The 20,024-nt window shown below is 70.2% G+C and carries 21 protein-coding genes; 4 read left to right on the forward strand and 17 right to left on the reverse strand.

The window, feature by feature from the left end; translation table 11 throughout:
* The 11 genes from AU194_RS22765 to AU194_RS22815 form a co-directional block, all read right to left on the reverse strand.
* The coding region (locus tag AU194_RS22765) for a DUF222 domain-containing protein (protein ID WP_157576439.1) at positions 1-575 on the reverse strand (575 nt) is incomplete at its 3' end.
* Between the two features lie 137 nt (positions 576-712).
* Positions 713-1,465, reverse strand: coding sequence for an SAM-dependent methyltransferase (locus tag AU194_RS22770; RefSeq protein ID WP_059091539.1), 753 nt, complete (start codon positions 1,463-1,465; stop codon positions 713-715).
* Positions 1,452-1,814 carry a monovalent cation/H(+) antiporter subunit G gene (gene mnhG, locus AU194_RS22775; protein ID WP_059091540.1) on the reverse strand — a complete coding sequence of 121 codons (363 nt, stop codon included), beginning with the start codon at positions 1,812-1,814 and terminating at the stop codon, positions 1,452-1,454. Before mnhG ends, AU194_RS22770 begins: the two co-directional genes overlap by 14 nt.
* Positions 1,811-2,095: a monovalent cation/H+ antiporter complex subunit F gene (locus AU194_RS22780; protein WP_059091541.1), complete on the reverse strand. Its 285-nt coding sequence runs from the start codon at positions 2,093-2,095 to the stop codon at positions 1,811-1,813. The genes mnhG and AU194_RS22780 overlap by 4 nt, the downstream gene beginning before the upstream one ends.
* Complete coding sequence (locus tag AU194_RS22785) at positions 2,092-2,661, reverse strand: Na+/H+ antiporter subunit E (RefSeq protein WP_059091542.1); 570 nt, start codon at positions 2,659-2,661, stop codon at positions 2,092-2,094. Before AU194_RS22785 ends, AU194_RS22780 begins: the two co-directional genes overlap by 4 nt.
* Positions 2,658-4,265 (reverse strand): Na+/H+ antiporter subunit D, encoded by a 1,608-nt coding sequence (locus AU194_RS22790; RefSeq protein ID WP_059091543.1) that lies wholly within the window; start codon positions 4,263-4,265, stop codon positions 2,658-2,660. Before AU194_RS22790 ends, AU194_RS22785 begins: the two co-directional genes overlap by 4 nt.
* A complete protein-coding gene (locus AU194_RS22795) occupies positions 4,262-4,735 on the reverse strand; it encodes a Na(+)/H(+) antiporter subunit C (RefSeq protein WP_059091544.1) in 474 nt (157 codons plus the stop codon). Before AU194_RS22795 ends, AU194_RS22790 begins: the two co-directional genes overlap by 4 nt.
* Positions 4,732-7,629 carry a Na+/H+ antiporter subunit A gene (locus tag AU194_RS22800; RefSeq protein WP_059091545.1) on the reverse strand — a complete coding sequence of 966 codons (2,898 nt, stop codon included), beginning with the start codon at positions 7,627-7,629 and terminating at the stop codon, positions 4,732-4,734. The genes AU194_RS22795 and AU194_RS22800 overlap by 4 nt, the downstream gene beginning before the upstream one ends.
* Before the next feature lie 109 nt (positions 7,630-7,738).
* Complete coding sequence (locus tag AU194_RS22805) at positions 7,739-9,031, reverse strand: SLC13 family permease (RefSeq protein WP_157576446.1); 1,293 nt, start codon at positions 9,029-9,031, stop codon at positions 7,739-7,741.
* A 40-nt stretch (positions 9,032-9,071) separates the two neighbouring features.
* Positions 9,072-9,530, reverse strand: a complete 459-nt coding sequence (locus AU194_RS22810) for a CBS domain-containing protein (RefSeq protein WP_059091547.1) — start codon at positions 9,528-9,530, stop codon at positions 9,072-9,074.
* 35 nt (positions 9,531-9,565) lie between these two features.
* Positions 9,566-9,838 (reverse strand): hypothetical protein, encoded by a 273-nt coding sequence (locus AU194_RS22815; RefSeq protein WP_059091548.1) that lies wholly within the window; start codon positions 9,836-9,838, stop codon positions 9,566-9,568.
* Positions 9,839-9,965: 127 nt separating this feature from the next.
* On the opposite strand from AU194_RS22815, the gene AU194_RS22820 reads away from it, so the two are divergent.
* The gene (locus tag AU194_RS22820) at positions 9,966-10,943 is read left to right on the forward strand and encodes a histidine kinase (RefSeq protein WP_059091549.1); all 978 of its coding nucleotides are present in this window, start codon (positions 9,966-9,968) and stop codon (positions 10,941-10,943) included.
* Positions 10,940-11,590, forward strand: a complete 651-nt coding sequence (locus tag AU194_RS22825) for a response regulator transcription factor (RefSeq protein ID WP_059091550.1) — start codon at positions 10,940-10,942, stop codon at positions 11,588-11,590. Before AU194_RS22820 ends, AU194_RS22825 begins: the two co-directional genes overlap by 4 nt.
* Here the strand turns inward: AU194_RS22825 and AU194_RS22830 are convergent.
* The 6 genes from AU194_RS22830 to AU194_RS22855 all read right to left on the reverse strand — a co-directional run bounded on the left by AU194_RS22830 (position 11,550) and on the right by AU194_RS22855 (position 18,032).
* Positions 11,550-12,017, reverse strand: coding sequence for a DUF1707 domain-containing protein (locus AU194_RS22830; RefSeq protein WP_059091551.1), 468 nt, complete (start codon positions 12,015-12,017; stop codon positions 11,550-11,552). The two genes, AU194_RS22825 and AU194_RS22830, sit on opposite strands and share 41 nt — an antisense overlap.
* Before the next feature lie 69 nt (positions 12,018-12,086).
* Positions 12,087-14,315: an AAA family ATPase gene (locus tag AU194_RS22835; protein WP_059091552.1), complete on the reverse strand. Its 2,229-nt coding sequence runs from the start codon at positions 14,313-14,315 to the stop codon at positions 12,087-12,089.
* A gap of 1 nt (position 14,316) precedes the next feature.
* On the reverse strand, positions 14,317-15,189 hold the full coding sequence (gene pssA, locus AU194_RS22840; protein WP_059091553.1) for a CDP-diacylglycerol--serine O-phosphatidyltransferase: 873 nt from the start codon (positions 15,187-15,189) through the stop codon (positions 14,317-14,319).
* A complete protein-coding gene (locus AU194_RS22845; protein ID WP_059091554.1) occupies positions 15,186-15,893 on the reverse strand; it encodes a phosphatidylserine decarboxylase in 708 nt (235 codons plus the stop codon). The genes pssA and AU194_RS22845 overlap by 4 nt, the downstream gene beginning before the upstream one ends.
* Positions 15,894-15,918: 25 nt before the next feature.
* The gene (glp, locus tag AU194_RS22850) at positions 15,919-17,118 is read right to left on the reverse strand and encodes a gephyrin-like molybdotransferase Glp (protein WP_059091555.1); all 1,200 of its coding nucleotides are present in this window, start codon (positions 17,116-17,118) and stop codon (positions 15,919-15,921) included.
* A gap of 2 nt (positions 17,119-17,120) precedes the next feature.
* On the reverse strand, positions 17,121-18,032 hold the full coding sequence (locus AU194_RS22855) for an SDR family NAD(P)-dependent oxidoreductase (RefSeq protein ID WP_197417717.1): 912 nt from the start codon (positions 18,030-18,032) through the stop codon (positions 17,121-17,123).
* A gap of 18 nt (positions 18,033-18,050) precedes the next feature.
* On the opposite strand from AU194_RS22855, the gene AU194_RS22860 reads away from it, so the two are divergent.
* Entirely contained in the window at positions 18,051-18,560 is a 510-nt protein-coding gene (locus tag AU194_RS22860) for a PH domain-containing protein (protein ID WP_059091578.1), read from the forward strand.
* Positions 18,561-18,571: 11 nt separating this feature from the next.
* Positions 18,572-20,011, forward strand: coding sequence for a PH domain-containing protein (locus tag AU194_RS22865; RefSeq protein WP_059091579.1), 1,440 nt, complete (start codon positions 18,572-18,574; stop codon positions 20,009-20,011).
* The last annotated feature ends 13 nt before the right edge of the window (positions 20,012-20,024 follow it).

Consider the following 20,024-nt stretch of genomic DNA (forward strand, 5'->3'; position numbering starts at 1 on the left):
AACCCGGCCGGGTCGGAGATGAACCCGAACTGCACGTCGCGCTCTTTGCCGGAGTCTTTGACCCGCTTGCGCGCCCCGGGATCGTGTTTCTCCACGATCGCGTCGATGGCCGCTTTGGTCTTGTTCGCCGACAGCGCACCCCACCGGGTGATCTGGGCGGCCAGTTCGGCATCGACGGCGGCCATCAACGCCGGGTCTTTGATCAACGACGTGCGGTCCACGACCGCGCGGACCAGCAGATCGTTGATCAACCCCTCCGCGAACAGGGCGGCGACCTGGGGCAGCCGGTCGTTGAGAGCGACCGCCCGGTGGGTCTGGAACATCGCCAGCGCTTCGGTGATGTTCTGCGCCGCGGCAATCTCACTGACCGCGCTGGCCTCCGGATCGACGAACCAGCGGTTGCGATCGGTGGCCGTCTCGCAACCGGTGCGGCGGCGGAACATCTCGGCCATCGCGGCCATCTTGTGCGCGGCGGCCGCCGACTCGGTGCGAGCCCATCCGGCGACAGCGGCGATCAGCGCAGCATCGCTGAGCCCCCGCATGTCCCCGATCTCGGGCAACGAACCATCGCACATACCAATGACTCTCCGGAACACCCCGACAAGAGCGCCGTCCCACCCGCCGAAAACCCCACGCCTGTGGATGAATTCGCCGCTGGGGATAACTTGTCACGGAGTGGGGGCGGCGAGGTGCCAACAATGGGAGCGACGAGTCAGCGCATGCGTTTGGCGGTGATGAACACCGTGCCCGCGCCGATATCGGTGTCGCCGTGATGACCGCAGCGCCCGTACCGTGTCATCAGATCCTGAGCGCTGAGCGTGGTGACCTGCCAGTCGCGCGCGGTCAACCAGTCCGCCACCGCGGTCCCGAGCACTTCGACGGCCAACCGGCTACCGGGCGGGCTCAGCTCGTGAATACGGTCGAACAGCAGGTGCGGCCCGTCGGGGACATAAGGAAGCAGCCCCTCGACCGCCCACGCTGTCGGCTCAGAAGTATCGAATCCCGCGTCCTGCAACGCATCTGGCCAGCCGCCGTCGTAAAGGTCGGCCGGCACCGGCACATAGCGCGACACCGTCGGACTGTCCCCGTGCTGCTGCAGCGCCTCGTGCTTGAACGTCAAGACACCCGGGTGGTCGATCTCGAACACGGTCGTGCCGTTCACCCACGGCAGCCGCCACGCCCGCGCATCCAGCCCGGCCGCGAGGATCACCATCTGCTCGACCCCGTGGGCACCGGCGGCGATGAAGTACTCGTCGAAGAACTTCGTGCGCGACGAGGCGTAGTTTGCGAGGCTGTCCATCTCCCGGGACCCCTCGACCAGTGGGAGCTGACAACCCCGGCTCACGGCCGCGTCGATGAACACCTGCGCGTAGGGATCGTTGAACAGGGGACAGTCAGCGTGGGACTCACTCTGCCTGGCCTGCGCGACGGCCAGTGCGCTCACGATGCCGTCAGGGGTCGTCATGGCCGCGGGGTTCCCCATCCGCGGTCGTTTCAAGCATTTCGTCCCTGGTCAGCAGGTCGTCCCGGATGTTCTGCTCGCGGTAGGCCAGCGACCCGACGCGGTTGGCGATCACCGGGGCGGTGATGACCGTGAAAAGCCCGGCGAGGATGAGCATTCCGACGTCGGCGTTGCCGCGCAGCCGCAGCCCCGCGCCGGCGAGCACCAGCAGCAGACCGAGCACCTGGGGCTTGGTCGCGGCGTGCATCCGCGACAGGGTGTCCGGGAACCGGACGATGCCGATCGCGGCGGTCAGCGCCAGCGTCGAACCGCCCAGCACCAGCACGCTGGCGATGATGTCGAAGACGGTCACGGCGTTCTCCGCCTCTTGGTGGACTTCACGTCGGGCACGCGGAAACGGGCGACGCTGACCGACCCCACGAAGCTGATCAACGCCAGGGCCGTCAGGCTGTAGGTGACGGTGGTGTTGAGGCTGTACGCCGCCCACGTGCCGATCGCGCACATGGTCACCGCCACCAGGGTGTCCAGCGCGACGAGCCGGTCGAGCGTGCTCGGGCCCGACAGCAGACGGAACATCGTCGCGGCCGCGGCCATGCTCAGCATCACGCCCGCGATGATCCACACGGTATTCATGCGGGGTCGGCCTCCTCATCGCTCGACGGTTGCCAGTCGACGTCGCGTTCGAATGCCGCGATCAACAACCGCTCGAATTGCCCGATCTGACGGTAGAACCGGCTCAACGTCCGTTCCGAACCGACGTCGATGACGTGGACGTAGACCATGCGCCGCGACTGGTCGATCTCGAGCGCGATGGTGCCCGGCGTCAGGTTCACGATGTTCACCGCCAGCGCCAGCACCAGATCCGACTTCACCGCGAAGTGCGCCCGCAGCACGGCGGTCAGCGGCGGCGGGCCCGGTTTGATCGCCAACCACGCCACCTGCACCGACGACACCAGCAGGTAGTACGCCACGGTGGCGATCAGGCGGAGCAGCGACAACAGGTGCACCCGGCCCTCGACCGGCACCGGGGGCAGCGGCAGCAGCAGCGTGACCAACAGGGCGACGGCCAGACCGCTGAGGATGTTGGCCGCAGACAGCGTGCCCCACAACAGGATCCACACCAACGTCAGCCAGACCAGGATCCATGCGCGCAGGGCCAGTCGCCGCGGCGACCATTTCATCGCGTCGACTACCTTCATGGCCGCTCACCCACTACCGCGGTGATGTAGGTGTCGCGGTGGATGATCTCGTCTGCCGCCCGCCCGCTGTAGGCGAAGATCGGTCCCGCGGCGACGGTCAGTGCCAGGCCTACCGCGATCAGCACGCCCGTCGGCATCACCATGCCCGCCGGCATCCGGCCCACGTGATCGCGGTCCACGAACTGGATGTCGTCGGACTCCTCGGTGTCGTCGAGCAACGCCGCGGGCGCGGTCGACGCCAGGTGCCCCTCCGGCGCGTCCTCCCGCGACCGCCAGAACGCCTTCGTCCACACCCGGGCCACCACGTACAGCGTCAGCAGGCTCGTCACCACACCGCCACCCACCAGCACCCAGGCCAGCGGGGTGTCGTTGGCCGCACCGGCCTCGAGCAGCGCGACCTTGCCGATGAAGCCCGAGAACGGCGGGATGCCACCGAGATTCAGTGCCGGGACGACGAACACGAACGCCAGCAACGGACTGGCGGCGGCCAGGCCGCCCAGCCGGTTCATCGTCGACGCTCCGGCCTGCCGTTCGATCAGACCCACCACCAGGAACAGCGTGGTCTGGACGACGATGTGGTGGGCCACGTAGTAGATGGCGCCCGCCATCCCGAGGTCGCTGGACAGCGCGATCCCGAACACCATGTAGCCGATGTGGCTGACGAGCGTGAACGACAGCAGACGCTTGATGTCGCTCTGCGCGATCGCGCCGAGGATGCCGACGATCATCGTCAGCAGCGCCGCCCACAGCAGCACCTGGTCCATCCCGCCGCCCGGGAACAGCAGCGAGTGGGCGCGGATGATCGCGTACACACCGACCTTGGTCAGCAGGCCGGCGAACACCGCGGTCACCGGTGCGGGTGCGGTGGGGTAGGAGTCGGGCAGCCAGGTGGACAGCGGGAACACCGCGGCCTTGATGCCGAACGCGACCAGCAGCACCGCGAACAACGCCATCCGGGTGCCGTCGGAGACGTCGTCGAGGCGTACGGCCAGCTCGGCCATGTTGAGCGTGCCGGTCGCGGCGTACACCAACCCGATGCCGAGCAGGAAGATCAGCGACGACACCATCGAAACCATCACGTACGAGATGCCCGCGCGCACCCGTTCGGCGCTGGCCCCGATGGTCAGCAGCACGAAGCTCGCGGACAGCAGCACCTCGAACCCGACGTACAGGTTGAACAGGTCACCGGCGAGGAACGCCGTGCACACACCGGCCGACAGCACCAGGTAGGTGGGCAGGAAGATCGACACCGGCTGACGTTCGTCGCCGTCCCGGATGCCCTGCCCGATGGCGTAAGCGACCACCGCCAGCAACACGATCGACGAGACCATGAGCATCAGCGCCGACAACCGGTCGACGACGAGCGTGATGCCGAGCGGACCCATCCCGGGGATGCTCTGACTCCACCCGCCGACGTGGACGGCCATGGTGCCGTTGCGGTCGGTCAGGTAGACCAGCACGCCGCACACCGCGACGACGGCGACGAGTGCCGCCTGCGCGATCACCCGTTGCAGCACGGCCCGGCGACCGGCGAACAGGGTCAGCGCCGCGGCGATCGTGGGGATGAGCACCGGCAGTGGCGTGAGCACCGCGCCCAGCGTCACCGGGAGCCCTCCCGGCCGGGAAGTGCGTCGAGTTCGTCGGGCAGATCGGTGTCCCGCGTGGGATCCGCCTCGGCCGGCCGGTCCTCGTCGAGGGCGACGGACTCCTTGGTGGCCATCTCCGACACCCGCGCGTCCTCGGGGTCGTCGCCGACCTCCTCCACGGTGGTCAGGCGGTAGGACCGGTAGGTCAGGGCGAGGACGAACGCGGCGATGCCCATGCTGATGACGATCGCGGTGAGGATCATGCCTTGGGCCAACGGATCCGCGGTCGTCGTCTCCCCGGCGCTGGTGCGGCCGCGGACCGGGGGGTTACCCGACGGGCCCGCCACCGTGAGGATGAGCAGGTTGATGGCGTTGCCGATCAGCAACAGCCCCAACAGCATTCGGGTCAGGTTGCGCTCCAGCAGCAGGTACACCCCGACGCTGGTGAGCCCGCCGATGAGGATGAGGGGGACGAGATAGGTGGTCATCGCGCACCCACCTTCGCCGCCGACCGACCCGAACGCGGGGGCTGGGACAGCTCCACGTCGACCCGGGCGCCGAGGCTGCGCAGTACATCGAGGACCAGGCCGACGACGATCAGATACACCCCTAGATCGAAGAACAATGCGGTCACGAGTTTGACGGTGCCGAGCAGCGGCAGGTCGAATTCGAAAACGGCCGAGGACAGTGCGGGCGCCCCGAAGAACAGTGAGGTCACCGCGGTGCCCGCGGACAGGAAGAGGCCGACGCCGAGGATCTTGCCCGCATCCAGTGGCAGCGTCTCACCGAGTTCGTACCGGCCACCGGCGAGGTAGCGCAGCACCAGCGCCAGCCCGGCCGTCAACCCGCCGGCGAACCCACCGCCGGGGGTGTTGTGGCCGGCGAAGAAGAAGTACGCCGACAGCACCATGATGAGCGGGAAGATGACGCGGGTCGCCACCTCCAGGATCAGCGACCGGTGCCGCGGGTCGCGCAGTTCGCTGCCCCGCAGCCATGTGATGTCACCGGCGGCCGGGCTGTTGGTGAAGTTGCCGATGCGTCCGATGTCGGGCTGGCCGGCATCGGCGACGCGCGGGGCGATGCCGAAGCGGCGGTTGCGGAACACCAGCGACGCGACGCCGGTCGCGGCGACGAGCAGCACCGAGATCTCGCCCATGGTGTCCCAGGCGCGGATGTCGACCAGCAGCACGTTGACGGTGTTCGAGCCGTGGCCGCGGTAGTACGCCGCGTCGGGGAGCAGTTCCGCGATACCCGCGCGGCTGCGGGCCGCCATCGCGTACACCGCGAGCGACGTCACCGTGACGCCGACGGCCAGCGACAGCACCGCGCGCGGCAGCCGCTTGTGGTTGATGTGGGCCTTCTCCGCCTCGGCGGGCAGCGTGCGCAGTACCAGCACGAAGATCACCAGCACCAGCGTCTCGACGAGGAACTGGGTCAGCGCCAGGTCGGGCGCACCGTGCAGCGCGAAGATCGCCCCGCAGCCGTAGCCGGTAACGCCGATGAGCAGCACGGCGGCCAGTCGGTTACGCATCACCGCGGCGCCGAGCGCGGCGGAGAGCATGAGCAGCCCGATCACGACCTGCCACGACGAATCCCACGGCGCGAACTCCGGCCGGTCCCGCGCGCCGAGCGCCAGCGTCGCCGCGGGCAGCACCACCAGCGTGCAGAGGATCACCGACTGGGTGGCCGGGATGGAGCCGCGCTGCGTGGTCGCGGTGAGCCGCACCGACACCAGGTCCAGCCAGCGGATCAGCGCGTCGTACACATGGTCGGCGTTGCCCAGCGGCAGGTAGGCCACCCGCGCGCGGCGCAGCCGGGACCGCTCGAAGAACGCGGCGATACCGGTGCCGATCACCACCACCGACAGCAGCAGCGGCAGGTTCACGCCGTGCCACAGCGCCAGGTGGTAGTCCTCCCCGCCGGGCACGGTGTCGGCGTAGTCGTGCAGCACCTTGTCCAGCGGTGCGGGCCACAGCCCCGCGAGCAGGCCGGTCGCGGCGAGGACGGCGGGTGCGGTGAGGAATGCGACCGAGGGCCGGTGCATCTCGCGGACGCGGACGCTCGGCTCGCTCTGGCCCTTGCGGCTGAACGCACCCCACAGGAACCGGAGGCTGTAGATGGTCGTGAACACCGAGCCGAGCGCGATGCCGGCCAGTACCCACGGTGCGAAGGGGCCGAGAGCCTCACTGTGCAACACGGTCTCGAAGTCGGCCTCCTTGGCGATGAAGCCGAGGAACGGCGGCAGCGCTGCCATGCTCGCCGCGGCGCCGACGGCGATGATCAGCAGCGGTTTCTGCCGGTCACCGAGCCAGGCCAGGCGCCGGATGTCGCGGGTGCCGGTGGAGTGGTCGATGACGCCGACGACCATGAACAGCGACGCCTTGAACATCGCGTGTGCGACGAGCATGGCCAGCCCGGCCAGCATCATGTCCTTGCCGCCGGTGCCCACCATGATCGTGATGAGCCCGAGCTGGCTGACCGTGCCGAACGCGAGGATCAGCTTGAGGTCGTATTCGCGGACCGCACGCCAGCCGGCCATCAGCATCGTGGCCAGGCCGAGGACGATGATCATCGGCCGCCACACTGGGGAGTCCGCGAACCCCGGGGTCATCCGCGCGACCAGGTAGACGCCGGCTTTCACCATCGCCGCGGCGTGCAGGTACGCGCTGACGGGGGTGGGCGCGGCCATCGCCCCGGGGAGCCAGAAGTGCAGCGGGACCAGGGCCGATTTGGACAGCGCGCCGACCAGGATCAACGCCACGCCCACCGCGGCCGCGACCCCGGTCGGCGGTGCGGCGACCAGTTCGGACAGCAGGTACGTGCCGGCCAGGTTGCCGAGGATGATGATGCCGACCAGCATCGCCAGCCCGCCGAAGGTCGTGACCAGCAGCGCCTGGGTGGCGGCGCGGCGGCTGGTGGCGCGTTCGGCGTAGTGGCCGACCAGCAGAAACGACAGCACCGTCGTGGTTTCCCAGAACACGTAGAGGATCAGCGTGTTGTCGCTGACGACCAGGCCGAACATGGCGCCGGCGAAGGCGACCATCTCGGCGGCGAAGCTGGGCAACCGGTTCTCGATGCGACCGTCGCGGTGGTGGAAGTACGTCCCGCAGTAGAAGAGGACCAGCGCGCCGATCGCGAGCACCAGGACGCTCATGATCGCCGCGAGCGTGTCGAACCGCAGCGTGATGTCCATCGACAACTCGGGCAGCCAGACCAGGTTCACGGTCGTGGCGGTCCCGGGTTGCGGCCAGTTCAGCCCGACCCAGACCAGGGAGACCAGCGGGACGAGCGCCAGCGGATAGAAGGCGATGCGACCCCATCTGGCCACCAAGAGGGGCGCCAACGCGGTTGCGACCGCGTGGGCACAGAGGATGGCCAGCATGGCACTCCGATCTTGATTGGGGTCGGGGTGTCAGCCGTAGCTGCTTTGGATTGTATCCATTCTACGTGGGCCACCGACGGCGTCGGCGGCCCACTGCGGACCGCCCCGTTCAGAAGTACCGCAGCCACACGTACACCCAGGCCAGCGCCGTGCTGAGCAGCGTAACGAGGATTCCGTAGCGGGTGAACCGCCAGAAACTGATCGGATGCCCGGCCCTGGCGGCGATGCCGATGGCGACCACGTTCGCACTGGCCGCGATCGCGGTGCCGTTACCGCTGAAGCAGGCGCCCAGCGCGAAGGCCCACCACAGCGCCTGACCGGTGACGGGGTCGGGGGTCTGACCCACCATCGACTCGACGACCGGCGTCATGGTCGCGGTGTAGGGGATGTTGTCGACGAACGCCCCGAAGATCGACGAGCCGAACAGCAGTGCCGTCGCCGCACCCAACCAGTTGTCCCCGAACGCCGACTCGGCCACCGACCCCAGCGCGCCGATCACCCCGGTGTGGGTCAGCCCGGCCACCATCACGAACAGGCCCATGAAGAACACCAGCGTCGGCCACTCCACCTCGGGCAGCACCTCGGCCACGTCGATGTCGGTGACGAGCAGCATCGCGCCCGCCCCGAGCAACGCCACCACCGACGGGGCCACGTGCAGCACCGAGTGCAGCGCGAACCCGACGATGACGACGTTCAGCACGAGCAGCGACCGGACCAGCAGCCTGGTGTCCTTGATGGCCCGGCGCTCCTGCAGGGCCATCACCTCGTCGGTGTGCATGGCCCCGTCGCGCAGGTCTTTGCGGAAGAGGAACCGCGTGAAGACCACGAACAAGATGAAGATCAGCGCCACGATCGGCGCCATGTGGATGAGGAAGTCGTTGAACGTCAGGCCGGCCCGGCTGCCGATGATGATGTTGGGCGGGTCGCCGATCAGGGTGGCCGCACCGCCGATGTTCGACGCCAGCACCTCGGCGATCAGGTACGGCTGCGGCGCGATCCGCAGCCGGTCGCAGATGACCAGCGTGACCGGTGCGATCAACAGGATGATCGTGACGTTGTCGAGCACCGGCGACGCGAGCGCGGTGATCAACATCAGCATGACCATCAGCCGGTACGGGCTACCGCGTGAGCGTTTGGCGGCCCAGATCGCCAGGAAGTCGAACAGGCCGGTCTGCTTGACGACGCCGACGATGACCATCATCCCGAGCAGCAGGAAGATGACGTTCCAGTCGATGCCCTCGTGTTCGGAGTAGAACACCTGCTCGCCGGGGATCAGCCCGAGCAGCGCCATCAGCCCGGCGGCGACCAGCACGGTCTTGACCTTGTCCGCCCGTTCGGTGGCGATGAAGAAGAAGGCGACGACGAAGATCGCCAGGGCGAGCAGCGGGGCCAGCGAGGACATCACGGTCGGAGCTGCTGACACGTGCTCGCCGGGCTCAGGGTCAGTCGCCCGGACCCGCGACAGCCAGACTGGTCAGCAACCGTTCGAGGGTCACCGCACCGGTCAGGCGGCCGGCGCTGTCGACGATCGCGATGAGCGGGCTGCGCTTGGTCGCCATCACGGTCGCGACCTCGAGCAGGGTGGCGTCGGGTGCCACGGTCGCGGGCTTGGCGACGGGCGTGGGCAGGCAGTCGCCGACGGTGAGACGTCCCGGCCCGTGCCAGAACAGGTCGGCGTGGATCTCGTCGACGGTGCGGACCAGGGCCGGATCGTCGCGGTAGGTCTCGGGGATGGTCAGCCGCAGCACCTGGGTGCCGGGCAGCACCGCGACCGGGCGGCCGGCGTCGTCGACGACGACGAGGCCCGGCAACCGGTTGACGACCATCAGCTGCACCGCCTTGGACACCGGGTCGTCCATGCGGACGGTCGGGGGCGACACCGCGATCTCATGTGCTTGCATGGCGATTTCATTCCATCGGGTGGCTGCCGTTACCGTCATGATCCCCGTTCTCCGATCAATGCGTCGACCCGACGTTCCAGCGTCCGGACCCGATCGGCGATCGGTCGGCTGTGCAGGATCTCGGCCAGCCCGTCGGCTTCGTCAGGAGCGAGCAAGACCTCCGTCGCGGGTTCGTCCTTCGCGTCGTCGTAGACGAACACCTGACGGTCGCCGTCACGGCCGACCAGAACGGCCAGCCGAATGCCACCGCGGGTGACGATGTGGTGCAGCGTCCCGCTGCCGGGCACCGTCGTCCGATCGATGTGCATCGCAGCTCCTTGCAGGTCATCTCCAGCGTTCACGCCGAAGGGGCCCGGCACCATCGGGGCTGACACCCATTTCGCGGGGGTGGCGGCGTGTATGGACATCGGCCGATGGGAACGCCACGCTGTTGGTATGAATCGGGCGCGCACCCCCGCGGCCGCACTGTTTCGCCGGGTCTTCCTGATCAACGGCCTCATCTTCACGCTCGGAACCCTGATCCTGGCCCTGTCACCCGCCACGGTGTCCTCGCGCATCCGGCTCACCGAGATCCCGGTCCTGCTCGTCGGGTTGGCGATCATGTTGGCCACCAACGCTTTCCTGCTGCGTTCGAGCCTCGCCCCGCTGGACCGCCTCGCCGCCTCGATGCGGCGGGTCGACCCGCCGCGGCGCAGCGACCGCGTCGACGGCCGGGGCAGCGGTGACCTGCAGGAGGTGATCGAGTCGTTCAACAGGATGCTCGACCGGTTGGAGACCGAGCGGACCACGGCCAGTGCGTCCGCCCTGGCCGCGCAGGAGAACGAACGGCAGCGCATCGCCAGGGAGTTGCACGACGAGATCGGGCAGACGCTGACGGTCGCGCTGCTGACGCTCAAACGTGCGGTGGACCGGGCGCCCGCCGAGATCCGCGGCGAGTTGGAGCTCACCCAGGAGACCGTGCGGGCGAGCCTCGACGAGGTGCGCGACATCGCGCGCCGGCTGCGGCCCGACGCGCTCGAGGATCTGGGGCTGCAGAGCGCGATCAACGCGCTGTGCAGCGATTTCGCGCAGGCCACCGGGCTGCCGGTGGTCAAACACGTCGCGCTGCCGACCGCCCGGCTGGCCCCCGACGTCGAACTGGTCTGCTACCGCGTCGCCCAGGAGTCCCTGACCAACATCGCCCGCCACGCCGAGGCGGGCAAGGTGTGGGTCGACCTGCACGTCGCAGGGGATCAGGTGACGCTGCGCATCGCCGACGACGGTAAGGGCGGTGCGGGTGCGGCCGGGGAGGGTGCGGGGATCAGCGGGATGCGCGAACGTGCACTGCTGGTCGACGCCGTGCTGGCGATCGCGTCGCCGCCGGGGGAGGGCACCGAAGTGCGGTTGACGATCCCCTACCGGGAGGGGTCATGACTCCCGCCCGGATCCTGCTGGCCGACGACCATGCGCTGGTGCGCAGCGGACTGCGGCTGATCATCGACGCCGAACCCGATCTGCAGGTGGTGGCCGAGGCCGCCGACGGGCACGAGGCGCTGGAGGCGCTCGAGGGCACCCCGGCCGAACTGGCGATCCTCGACATCGCGATGCCGCGGATGACCGGGCTGCAGGCCGCCCGCGAGATCAGCCGCATGCATCCGAACGTGCGGATCCTGATCCTGTCGATGCACGACAACGAGCAGTACTTCTTCGAGGCGCTCAAGGCCGGGGCGTCGGGATACGTGCTCAAATCCGTCGCCGACCGCGATCTGCTGGCGGCGTGCCGGGCCACGCTGCGCGGGGAACCGTTCCTCTACGCCGGGGCGGTCACCGCGCTGATCCGCGAGTACCTGCACCGGGCGCGCAGTGGCGACGAGTTGCCCGAGACGATCCTCACGCCGCGCGAGGAGGAGGTGCTCAAGCTGATCGCCGAGGGTTATTCGACGCGGGAGATCGCGGGCACGCTGAGCATCAGCGCCAAGACCGTCGACCGGCACCGGGCCAACATCCTGGCCAAGCTGGGCCTGCGGGACCGCCTGGCGCTCACCCGATACGCCATCCGGGCGGGGCTGATCGAGCCGTGAGCCTCCCGCATACCGATCCGCCGACGTAGCGCATCGGGACGGCATGGCCCAGCAGGCCGAGTCCCGCGCCGAGGATCGGCCAGACCGGCCAGAAGTACCAGGACCCTGCGGTCAGTCCGACGGCCAGCCACACCGTCAGCACGATGACGACCATGGTCAGGTAGCCGGCCAGATGCCACTGCACGCTGCGGCGGGCGGCGCGGCGGCGTTGCGCCTGCCGTGCGGGATCGTTGCGCCGCAGGGTCGCGACCGGGAGATCCGCGGTCAGCGCCTGCAGTTCGGTGGTGGTCTGAGCGGTGTACGCCGACTCCATGCGCTGTTCGTAGGCGGGTAGGTCGAGGTAGCCCTGGGTCAGCGCGAGGCCGAGCAGGGTCGCGGTGCGGGTGCGGTCGTCGTCGCCGACGCGGACCGCGATGGGGACGGTCATCGTGCCTCCCGAGTGATCTAGGCAGTGGCTAGTTCGATGTCTCGACTGTCCCACCGCAACTAGGCACTGTCAAGATTTATCGGCGAAGGCGCGCAGCGCGTCGACCTGCATCGGATCCAGCGACGGACGCACCGCCTGCCGGGCGGCCTCCACGTCGGCGGCGGTGACGTCCGCGGCGTCGATCGAGCGCCGCATCGCCGTCATCGCCGCCTCGCGCAGCAGGGCCACACAGTCGGCGGCGCTGTAGCCGTCGAGTCCGGCGGCCAGCGCGTCGAGGTCGACGTCGTCCGCCAGCGGCACCGATTTGCCTGCTGTGCGCAGGATCTCGCGGCGCGCCTCGGCGTCCGGCGGTTCGACGAACACCTGCCGCTCGAGCCGGCCGGGCCGCAGCAGTGCGGGGTCGATGAGGTCGGGCCGGTTGGTGGCCCCGAGCACCACGACGTTGCGCATGGGTTCGATGCCGTCGAGTTCGGTCAGCAGCGACGCGACGACCCGGTCGGTCACGCCGGAGTCGGTGCTCTGCCCGCGCCGGGGGGCCAGCGCGTCGATCTCGTCGAGGAACACCAGCGACGGCGCCGAGTCACGAGCGCGCCGGAACAGTTCACGCACCGCCTTCTCCGATGCGCCGACCCACTTGTCCATCAGCTCGGCGCCCTTGACGGCGTGCACCGACAGCCGCCCCGAACTCGCCAGTGCGCGCACCACGAACGTCTTCCCGCAGCCCGGCGGGCCGTACAGCAGCACACCGCGCGGGGGTTCGATGCCGAGCCGTTCGAAGGTGTCGGGGTGTTGCAGTGGCCACAGCACCGTCTCGGTCAGCGCCTGTTTGGTCGCGGCCATGTCGCCGACGTCCTCGAGCGTCACCGAGCCCACCGAGACCTCCTCGGTGGCCGACCGGGACAGTGGGCGGATCACGGTCAGCGCGCCGGTGAGATCGGCCTGGGTGAGCTTCGGGGGTGCGCCGTCGGCGCTGGCCCGCGCCGCCGCGCGCAGCGCCGCCTCACGGATCAGTGCGCACAGATCGGCGACCACAAAACCCGGTGTGCGCCCGGCGATTTCGTCGAGTTGCAGATCGTCGGCGGGAACGTCGCGCAGCAGCACCTCCAGTAGTGCCTTGCGGGTGGCGCCGTCGGGCAGGCTCAACCCGAGTTCGCGATCGCAGAGGTCGGGTTCGCGCAGCCGGGCATCGATGTTGTCGGGCCGGGCCGACGTCGCGACGAACGCAACACCGGGAGTGGCGACCGCCGTGCGCAGTTCGGTGAGGATCAGCGTGCCGACCGGTTCGGCGGTCGCGGGCAGCAGCGCGTCGATGTCGGTGATGAGCAGCACGCCGCCGCCGTCGCGCACCGTCGAGACCGCCGCCGACACCCTCCTCAACCGGTCCTCGGCGTGCAGGGCGCCCACCTCCGGACCGTCGAGTTCGACGAGCCTGCGCTGCGCGCAGACCGTCCGGACCAGGGTGGCTTTGCCGACCCCGGCGGGACCCGACACCAGAACACCGAGATTGGCCGTGGCGCCGAGTTTTTCGAGCAACGACGGTTCGTCGAGCGAGAGCTTGAGCCATTCGGTGAGCCGGCCGGCCTGGGTGTGACTGCCCTTGAGGTCGTCGAACGTGATCGCGGGCCGTTCGGTCGACGGTGGGGTGACGGTGGCCTCCCCGATCGGTGCGCTCACCGTCGCGTCTGAGCTTTCCATGGGCCCGGGCACTGGCCCGTCCCCCCAGGTGACCGACGAATTGGGTTGCACGCTCACGGTTCCGCTGGGGTCGACGCCGGTGACGGTGAGCAGTTCGGAGGTCCAGGTGATCCCGACCGACGACGCCAGCGCGGTGGTCGCCGCGGATGTCGACGTGCCGGGACCGAGGTCGCGGGGGAGCAGCGACACCGTGTCCCCGACGGACATCACCTTGCCCAGCAGCGCCTGCCGCAGTGTCGCCGGGGAGATCGAGTTGGTGGCCAGCCTGGACCCCGACACCGTCACCGACCGCGCCCCGTAGACGGTTACCGGCGCCACGAGGACCGTGCTGTTCTCCCGCAGCCCCGCGTTGGACAGCGTCACGTCGTCGAGCAGCGCGGTGCCGGTCGGGGTGCCCGGCGGGGCGGTGCCGACGACGGCGGCGGTGGTGCGGGAGCCGACGAGCGACACCGCATCCCACTCGCGGATGCCGAGTGCGGCGATGACCTCGGGATGCAGCCGCACCACCCCGCGCCTGGCGTCCAGCGCGGACGTGTTCAGCCGCGCGGTGAGCCGCAGATGGCTCAGGTTGGGTTCGTCGGCGTACACGTCGGCTTCGGTCATGTCACCTGCCGGGTTTGCGCAGCCCCAGCCGCGCGACCGAGCGGCGGTGCGGCTGGGTGCGCCGGATCTGGCGGACTTCGCGTCGGGTGGCGCGGCGGATCGCCCGGCGCTGGCGCGGTTTGTCCTCCCACGTCTCCGGGTGGGCGGCCAGCCAGCGGTTGGTCCGCACCGCGAACGGGATGTGCAGCACGTAGGCCAGGATGATCAGCAGGATCACCATGTAGCCGTAGAGGATCGAGGCGGCCACGCCGATCGCCAGCAGCGCCAGCAGGGGCGCGACCATGTTCGGCGACACCGAGAACGTGTGGATCTTGCGCATCGGGATCGTGCTGACCACCAGCAGCGAGACGCCGATCATCCAGACGACGACCGCGATCTCCGAGGTCCACCAGCCCTCGCCGAACTGCATCTTCGCCGCCAGCGGGCCGATCGCCCCGATCGCGCCCGCGGGCGCGGGCATCCCGACGAAGAACTCCTTGGTGTAGGCGGGCAGGTCCTCGGCGAGCATGGCATTGAACCGGGCCAGCCGCAGCACGATGCACACCGCGTAGAGCAGCACCACGATCCAGCCGATCCGCGATTGCGACAGCAATGTGCCGTAGACGATGAACGCCGGCGCGACACCGAAGTTCACGGCGTCGGCGAGCGAGTCGATCTCCTCGCCCATCTTCGAGGTGGCATTGAGCATGCGGGCGGTGCGGCCGTCGAGGGCGTCGAGGATCGCGGCGATCGCGAGGAACGCCATCGCCTCGGTCGGCCGGTCGTCGAGCGCGAACTTGACCGAGGACAGGCCCAGGCAGATCGCCGCGACGGTCATCGCGCTCGGCAGCAGGCGCAGGCTGACGACGCTTCGGCGGATGCGGGGCTGGATCACGACAGCTCCGCGAGGATCGTCTCGCCCCCGACCGCGCGCTGCCCCGGCAGCACTTTGATCTCGGTGCCCTCGGGCAGGTAGGTGTCCAGCCGCGAGCCGTAGCGGATCAACCCGTAGGTGTCGCCGATCGTCACCTTGTCGCCGGCGCTCAGTTCGCACACGATGCGGCGCGCGACCAGTCCCGCGATCTGCACGGCGATCACCTCGGCGCCCGACGGGGTGCGGATGACCACGCTGTTGCGCTCGTTGTCCTCGCTGGCGGCGGCCAGTTCGGCCGACCCGAACAGTCCGGGGCGGTGCTCGACGGCCACCACCTCACCGCTGATCGGGATGCGCTGGACGTGCGCGTCGAAGATCGACAAGAAGATGCTGACCCGAGGCACCGGCCGCGCGGGCAGGCCGAGTTCGGCGGGCGGTACGGCCTCCTCGACCAGGCAGATCAGCCCGTCGGCGGGGGCCACCACGACGCCCGGCCGCACCGGTGGCACGCGGGGCGGATGCCGGAAGAACGCGGCGTTGGCGCCTGCGGCGAGTAGCCCCGCGCCACGTACCCAGCGGTTGCGGCGGCCGGCGGCGGCGAGTGCCAGCCCGGCGCCGATGAACGGCAGCCCGGCCGGGTGCACCGGCGGCACGGTGGTCTTCACCAGCGCCATGAACCGCTCTGGGCCGGATTGCAGGTCGTCGGTGCGGGGGCGTCTGGCCATCGGCTGGATTCTACGTGCGGACGAGCTAGCCGAGGTCCCAGACGTCGAGTCGCGTCCCGGCAGGCAGCTCGGTGACGTCCTCGGCGATCTCGAGGAGACAGTTCGCCGACGCCAGCCAGCGCAGGTGATGCGAGGCCGGCGGGCCGTAGCTCATCACCTCGTCGGTGGTCGCGTCGAACACCCCGCGGCGGAACTGGCGCTTACCGCGCGGCGAGGTGAGGTTCTCGGTGAGCACGGCGCTGCGGCGCGGCCGCTGCGGTGTCGGGACACCCATCGCGGCGCGCAGCGGCGCCCGCAGGAACACCTCGAACGAGACCAGCGCGCTGACCGGGTTCCCGGGCAGCGTGACCACCGGCGTCCCGCCCACGCGCCCCGCGCCCTGCGGCATGCCGGGTTGCATGGCGACCTTGGCGAATTCGACCTCACCGGAGCCGCCGAGGGTGTCCTTGACGACCTCGTACGCACCGGCGCTCACCCCGCCGGTGGTGATGATCAGATCGGCCGTCCCGGCGTGTCGGTCCAGCGCCGCCCGGAACAGGCCGACGTCGTCCCCGCACATCGGGGAGGCGACGACCTCACCGCCGGCCTCGCGCACCGCGGCGGCCAGCATCACGGCGTTGGACTCGTAGATCTGCCCGGGCTGCAGCGGCGTGCCGGGGGCGACGAGTTCGGTGCCCGTCGACATGACCAGCACCCGCAGCCGGGGCACCACCGAGAGCTCACCGAGTCCGAGCGCGGCCGCCAGACCCAGCGCCGCCGGGGTCAGCGTGACGCCCGCGCGCAGCACCGTGGTGCCCGCGGTGACGTCCTCCCCGGCGGTCCGGACATGTTGGCCGGGCCGTACGGCGGCGCGGATCTCGACGGTGTCGATGGCCGCGTTCGTCGCCTCCACCGGGACGACGGCGGTCGCGCCGCGGGGCAGCGGTGCGCCGGTCATGATGCGGTGCGCCGTCCCCGGGTGCAGCACCAGCGGATCGGTGCGCCCGGCGGGGATGTCCTCGGCGACCGGCAGCAGCACCGGCCGGTCGGCGGTCGCGTCCGCGACGTCCTCGGCGACGACGGCGTAGCCGTCCATCGCGGAGTTGTCGAAACCCGGCAGCGACAGCGGCGCGACGATGTCCTCGGCCAACGTCAGCCCGAGGGTGTCGGCGATCGGCAGCCGGACGGCCGGGCGGCGTTCGATCAGCCCGGCGACCACCCGCTGGTGCTCTTCGACGGTCCGCATCGCTACACCGGGAACGTGACGCCGGTGAGTTCCTCGGACACCGTCCAGAGCCGGCGCGCGACGGCCTCGTCGCGCGAACGGCCGGACGAGCCCACGAGTTTGGGGTGCCCGCGCTGTTCGCCGACGCCGCTGGGGCCGTAGTACTGGCCGCCGCGCACCGCCGGATCGGTCGCCGCGCGCAGCGTCGGCAGCGCCCCCATCTCGGGCGACTGCGAGATCAGCCCCCACACCAGTTCGATGGGCATCCGCGCCACCGGCCACAGATTGCGGGTCAGCTCCGTACTCGAGGTGCCGGGATGGGCGGCGACGGCGATGGTGGGCGCACCCTTGGCCGTGAGCCTGCGGTCGAGTTCATAGGTGAACAGCAGGTTGGCGAGTTTGGCCTGGCCGTAGGCGTTGGTCCGGCTGTAGCCGCGTTCGGACTGCAGATCGTCGAAGTTGATCCGCCCCATCTTGTGGGCGTTGCTGCTGATCGTCACCACCCGCGAACCCTCGACCGGCAGCAGGTTGTCGAGCAGCTGTCCGGTCAGCGCGAAGTGGCCGAGGTGGTTGGTGCCCAGCTGCAGTTCGAAACCGTCCTTGGTGACGCCCTTGGGGGTCATCATCACCCCGGCGTTGTTGATGAGCAGGTCGATGCGCGGATAGTCGGCGCGCAGCTCGTCGGATGCCGCGCGGATGCTGTCCAGCGACGTCAGGTCGAGTTCGCGGACCGTCACGTCGGCGTGCGGCGTTGCGGCCCGGATGCGTTCGGCCGCCGCACGGCCCTTGTCGGTGTTGCGCACCGCGAGCACCACGTGGGCGCCCTTGCCCGCCAGTACCGCGGCCGCCTCGTAGCCGATCCCGGTGTTGGCGCCGGTAATGACCGCGACACGGCCCTCCTGGTCGGGAACGTCGGTCGCAGTCCATGTGGTCATGGGAGAAACCCTACCGAGATGGGCCATGCTCGAAGCATGGACAGTGTCATCCTGACCGATCCGCCCAACCGTCCGAGCGCGAAGGCGCCCCTGCTGTGGGCGGTTTCGGCAGCGGTGCCCTGGCTGGTGGCCGCGGTGGCGCAGATCGCGTGGTGGGCCGTCGATCCGCGGCCGGGGTGGGCGCACGCCGCCGCGGCGGTGGCCACGGTGGCCGGCCTCGCGCTGTTCGTCGGCGTCGTCCCGGTGTGGCGGTATCGGGTGCACCGCTGGGCGATCGACATGCAGGCGGTCTACACCCGCACCGGATGGCTGGTGCAGGAACGCCGGATCGCGCCGATCTCCCGGGTGCAGACCGTCGACACGCTGCATGGGCCGCTGGACCGGCTGTTCGGTCTGGCCACCGTGACGGTGACGACGGCGTCGTCGGCGGGTGCGGTGCGGATCGTCGCCCTTGACGCCGCGGTGGCCGAACAGGTGGTGGCGCAGCTGACCGATATCGCGGCGCTCGGCGAACAGGATGCGACGTGACCGCACCGGATATGCAGTGGCAGCGGCTGAGTCCGCGCATGCTGCTGGTCCACCCGGTGCACGAGGTGCTGCGGCAGGTGCCCGTGCTCATCGGGTCGGTGGTGGTGGGTTCGGCGACGGGCAACCCGCTGTGGGCGGTCGCCGCGCTGGTCGCCACGGTCGCACTGGGGGTCGCGCGCTGGTTCACCACCACCTACCGCATCGATGCCGAGGAGGTGCAGCTGCGTGCGGGGGTCCTGCAGCGCCGCGTGCTGTCGTTGCCGCGCAACAGGATTCGTTCGGTGTCGACCGAGGCGCGGCTGCTGCACCGGATGCTCGGGCTGACCGTGGTGCGGGTGAGCACGGGTCAGGCGGCGCAGGGGGACACCGCGTTCGCGCTCGACGCCGTACCGGCCGAACAGGTGCCGCGGCTGCGGGCGGAGTTGTTGTCGGGCATGCCGAACGCCGTGGCGGAGCAGGCAGCGCGGGGGCGGGTGCTGGCGCGGTGGCAGCCGGCGTGGCTGCGGTACAGCCCGCTGAGCTTCACCGGGCTGGCGATGATCGTGGCGGCGGCGGGTCTGCTGTACCAGGCGGGGGCCGGTGCGCTGCTGCGGAATTCGGAGCTGTCCTCGGGCGGCCGTGAGGTGGCCGAGCGGTTCGGGGTGACCGCCGTCCTCGCCGTGACCGCGCTCGGCGTGCTGATCGCGTCGGTGGTGCTGTCGGTGCTGCGGTCGCTGCTGACCTACGGCAACCTCCTGTTGGCCAGGGACGCGGACGTCCTGCACCTCGAGTACGGTTTGCTCCGGCGGCAGGAACACACCTACGACATGCGCCGGTTGCGCGGCGGCACTCTGCGGGAACCGCTGCTCGTACGCGCCTTCGGCGGGGCGCGACTCGATGCGGTGATGACCGGGGTGGGCGGTGCGGGCGAGGCGTCGCTGCTGTTGCCGCCGTGCCCGGCGCCGACGGTGCGGGCTGTGCTGCGCGACCTGATCGGCCGCGACGCCGAGGTCAGCGGACCGCTGCGCACGCACGGCCCCGCCGCGGCCCGGAGGCGGTGGACCAGGGCGCTGGCCGTACCCGCGGTGGCGGCCGTCGCGCTGGTGGTGGCGTCGGTCATGGCGGCGGCGCCGGTCTGGCTGTGGGCGGTGTGGGTGGTGCTGACCGTGTGCTGTGCGCTGCTGGCGGCCGACCGGGTGCGCTCGCTCGGGCACCGGGCGGGCGACGGCTGGCTGGTCGCCGGTGCGGGCAGCCTCGAACGGCGCCGGGACTGCATCGCCGGGCCCGGGATCATCGGATGGACCGTGCGGCAGACGTTCTTCCAGCGGCGCGCAGGGGTGGCGACGCTGATCGCCGCCACCGCCGCGGGCACCAAGGCCTACCGGGTCATCGACGTCCCCGCCGACGTGGCGTGGTCGGTTGCCGCCGCGGCGTCCCCGTGGGTGGCCGAACTGCCGTGGGCGCGGCGTTAGCCGGGTCCGAGTT

The sequence above is a fragment of the Mycobacterium sp. GA-2829 genome (genome assembly GCF_001499965.1).
Classification (GTDB): Bacteria; Actinomycetota; Actinomycetes; order Mycobacteriales; family Mycobacteriaceae; genus Mycobacterium.

Excerpts from the sequence above, each read along its gene's own strand:
- AU194_RS22800 (WP_059091545.1), bottom strand. The coding sequence starts at position 7,629 with ATGCTGGCCATCCTCTGTGCCCACGCGGTCGCAACCGCGTTGGCGCCC.
- AU194_RS22845 (WP_059091554.1), bottom strand. The coding sequence starts at position 15,893 with ATGGCCAGACGCCCCCGCACCGACGACCTGCAATCCGGCCCAGAGCGG.
- AU194_RS22820 (WP_059091549.1), top strand. The coding sequence starts at position 9,966 with ATGAATCGGGCGCGCACCCCCGCGGCCGCACTGTTTCGCCGGGTCTTC.
- glp (WP_059091555.1), bottom strand. The coding sequence starts at position 17,118 with ATGCGGACCGTCGAAGAGCACCAGCGGGTGGTCGCCGGGCTGATCGAA.
- AU194_RS22860 (WP_059091578.1), top strand. The coding sequence starts at position 18,051 with ATGGGCCATGCTCGAAGCATGGACAGTGTCATCCTGACCGATCCGCCC.
- AU194_RS22795 (WP_059091544.1), bottom strand. The coding sequence starts at position 4,735 with ATGACCACCTATCTCGTCCCCCTCATCCTCATCGGCGGGCTCACCAGC.
- AU194_RS22780 (WP_059091541.1), bottom strand. The coding sequence starts at position 2,095 with ATGAATACCGTGTGGATCATCGCGGGCGTGATGCTGAGCATGGCCGCG.
- AU194_RS22835 (WP_059091552.1), bottom strand. The coding sequence starts at position 14,315 with ATGACCGAAGCCGACGTGTACGCCGACGAACCCAACCTGAGCCATCTG.
- AU194_RS22770 (WP_059091539.1), bottom strand. The coding sequence starts at position 1,465 with ATGACGACCCCTGACGGCATCGTGAGCGCACTGGCCGTCGCGCAGGCC.
- AU194_RS22810 (WP_059091547.1), bottom strand. The coding sequence starts at position 9,530 with ATGCAAGCACATGAGATCGCGGTGTCGCCCCCGACCGTCCGCATGGAC.
- AU194_RS22830 (WP_059091551.1), bottom strand. The coding sequence starts at position 12,017 with ATGACCGTCCCCATCGCGGTCCGCGTCGGCGACGACGACCGCACCCGC.
- AU194_RS22785 (WP_059091542.1), bottom strand. The coding sequence starts at position 2,661 with ATGAAGGTAGTCGACGCGATGAAATGGTCGCCGCGGCGACTGGCCCTG.
- AU194_RS22855 (WP_197417717.1), bottom strand. The coding sequence starts at position 18,032 with ATGACCACATGGACTGCGACCGACGTTCCCGACCAGGAGGGCCGTGTC.
- AU194_RS22825 (WP_059091550.1), top strand. The coding sequence starts at position 10,940 with ATGACTCCCGCCCGGATCCTGCTGGCCGACGACCATGCGCTGGTGCGC.
- AU194_RS22815 (WP_059091548.1), bottom strand. The coding sequence starts at position 9,838 with ATGCACATCGATCGGACGACGGTGCCCGGCAGCGGGACGCTGCACCAC.
- AU194_RS22805 (WP_157576446.1), bottom strand. The coding sequence starts at position 9,031 with ATGTCCTCGCTGGCCCCGCTGCTCGCCCTGGCGATCTTCGTCGTCGCC.
- AU194_RS22865 (WP_059091579.1), top strand. The coding sequence starts at position 18,572 with ATGCAGTGGCAGCGGCTGAGTCCGCGCATGCTGCTGGTCCACCCGGTG.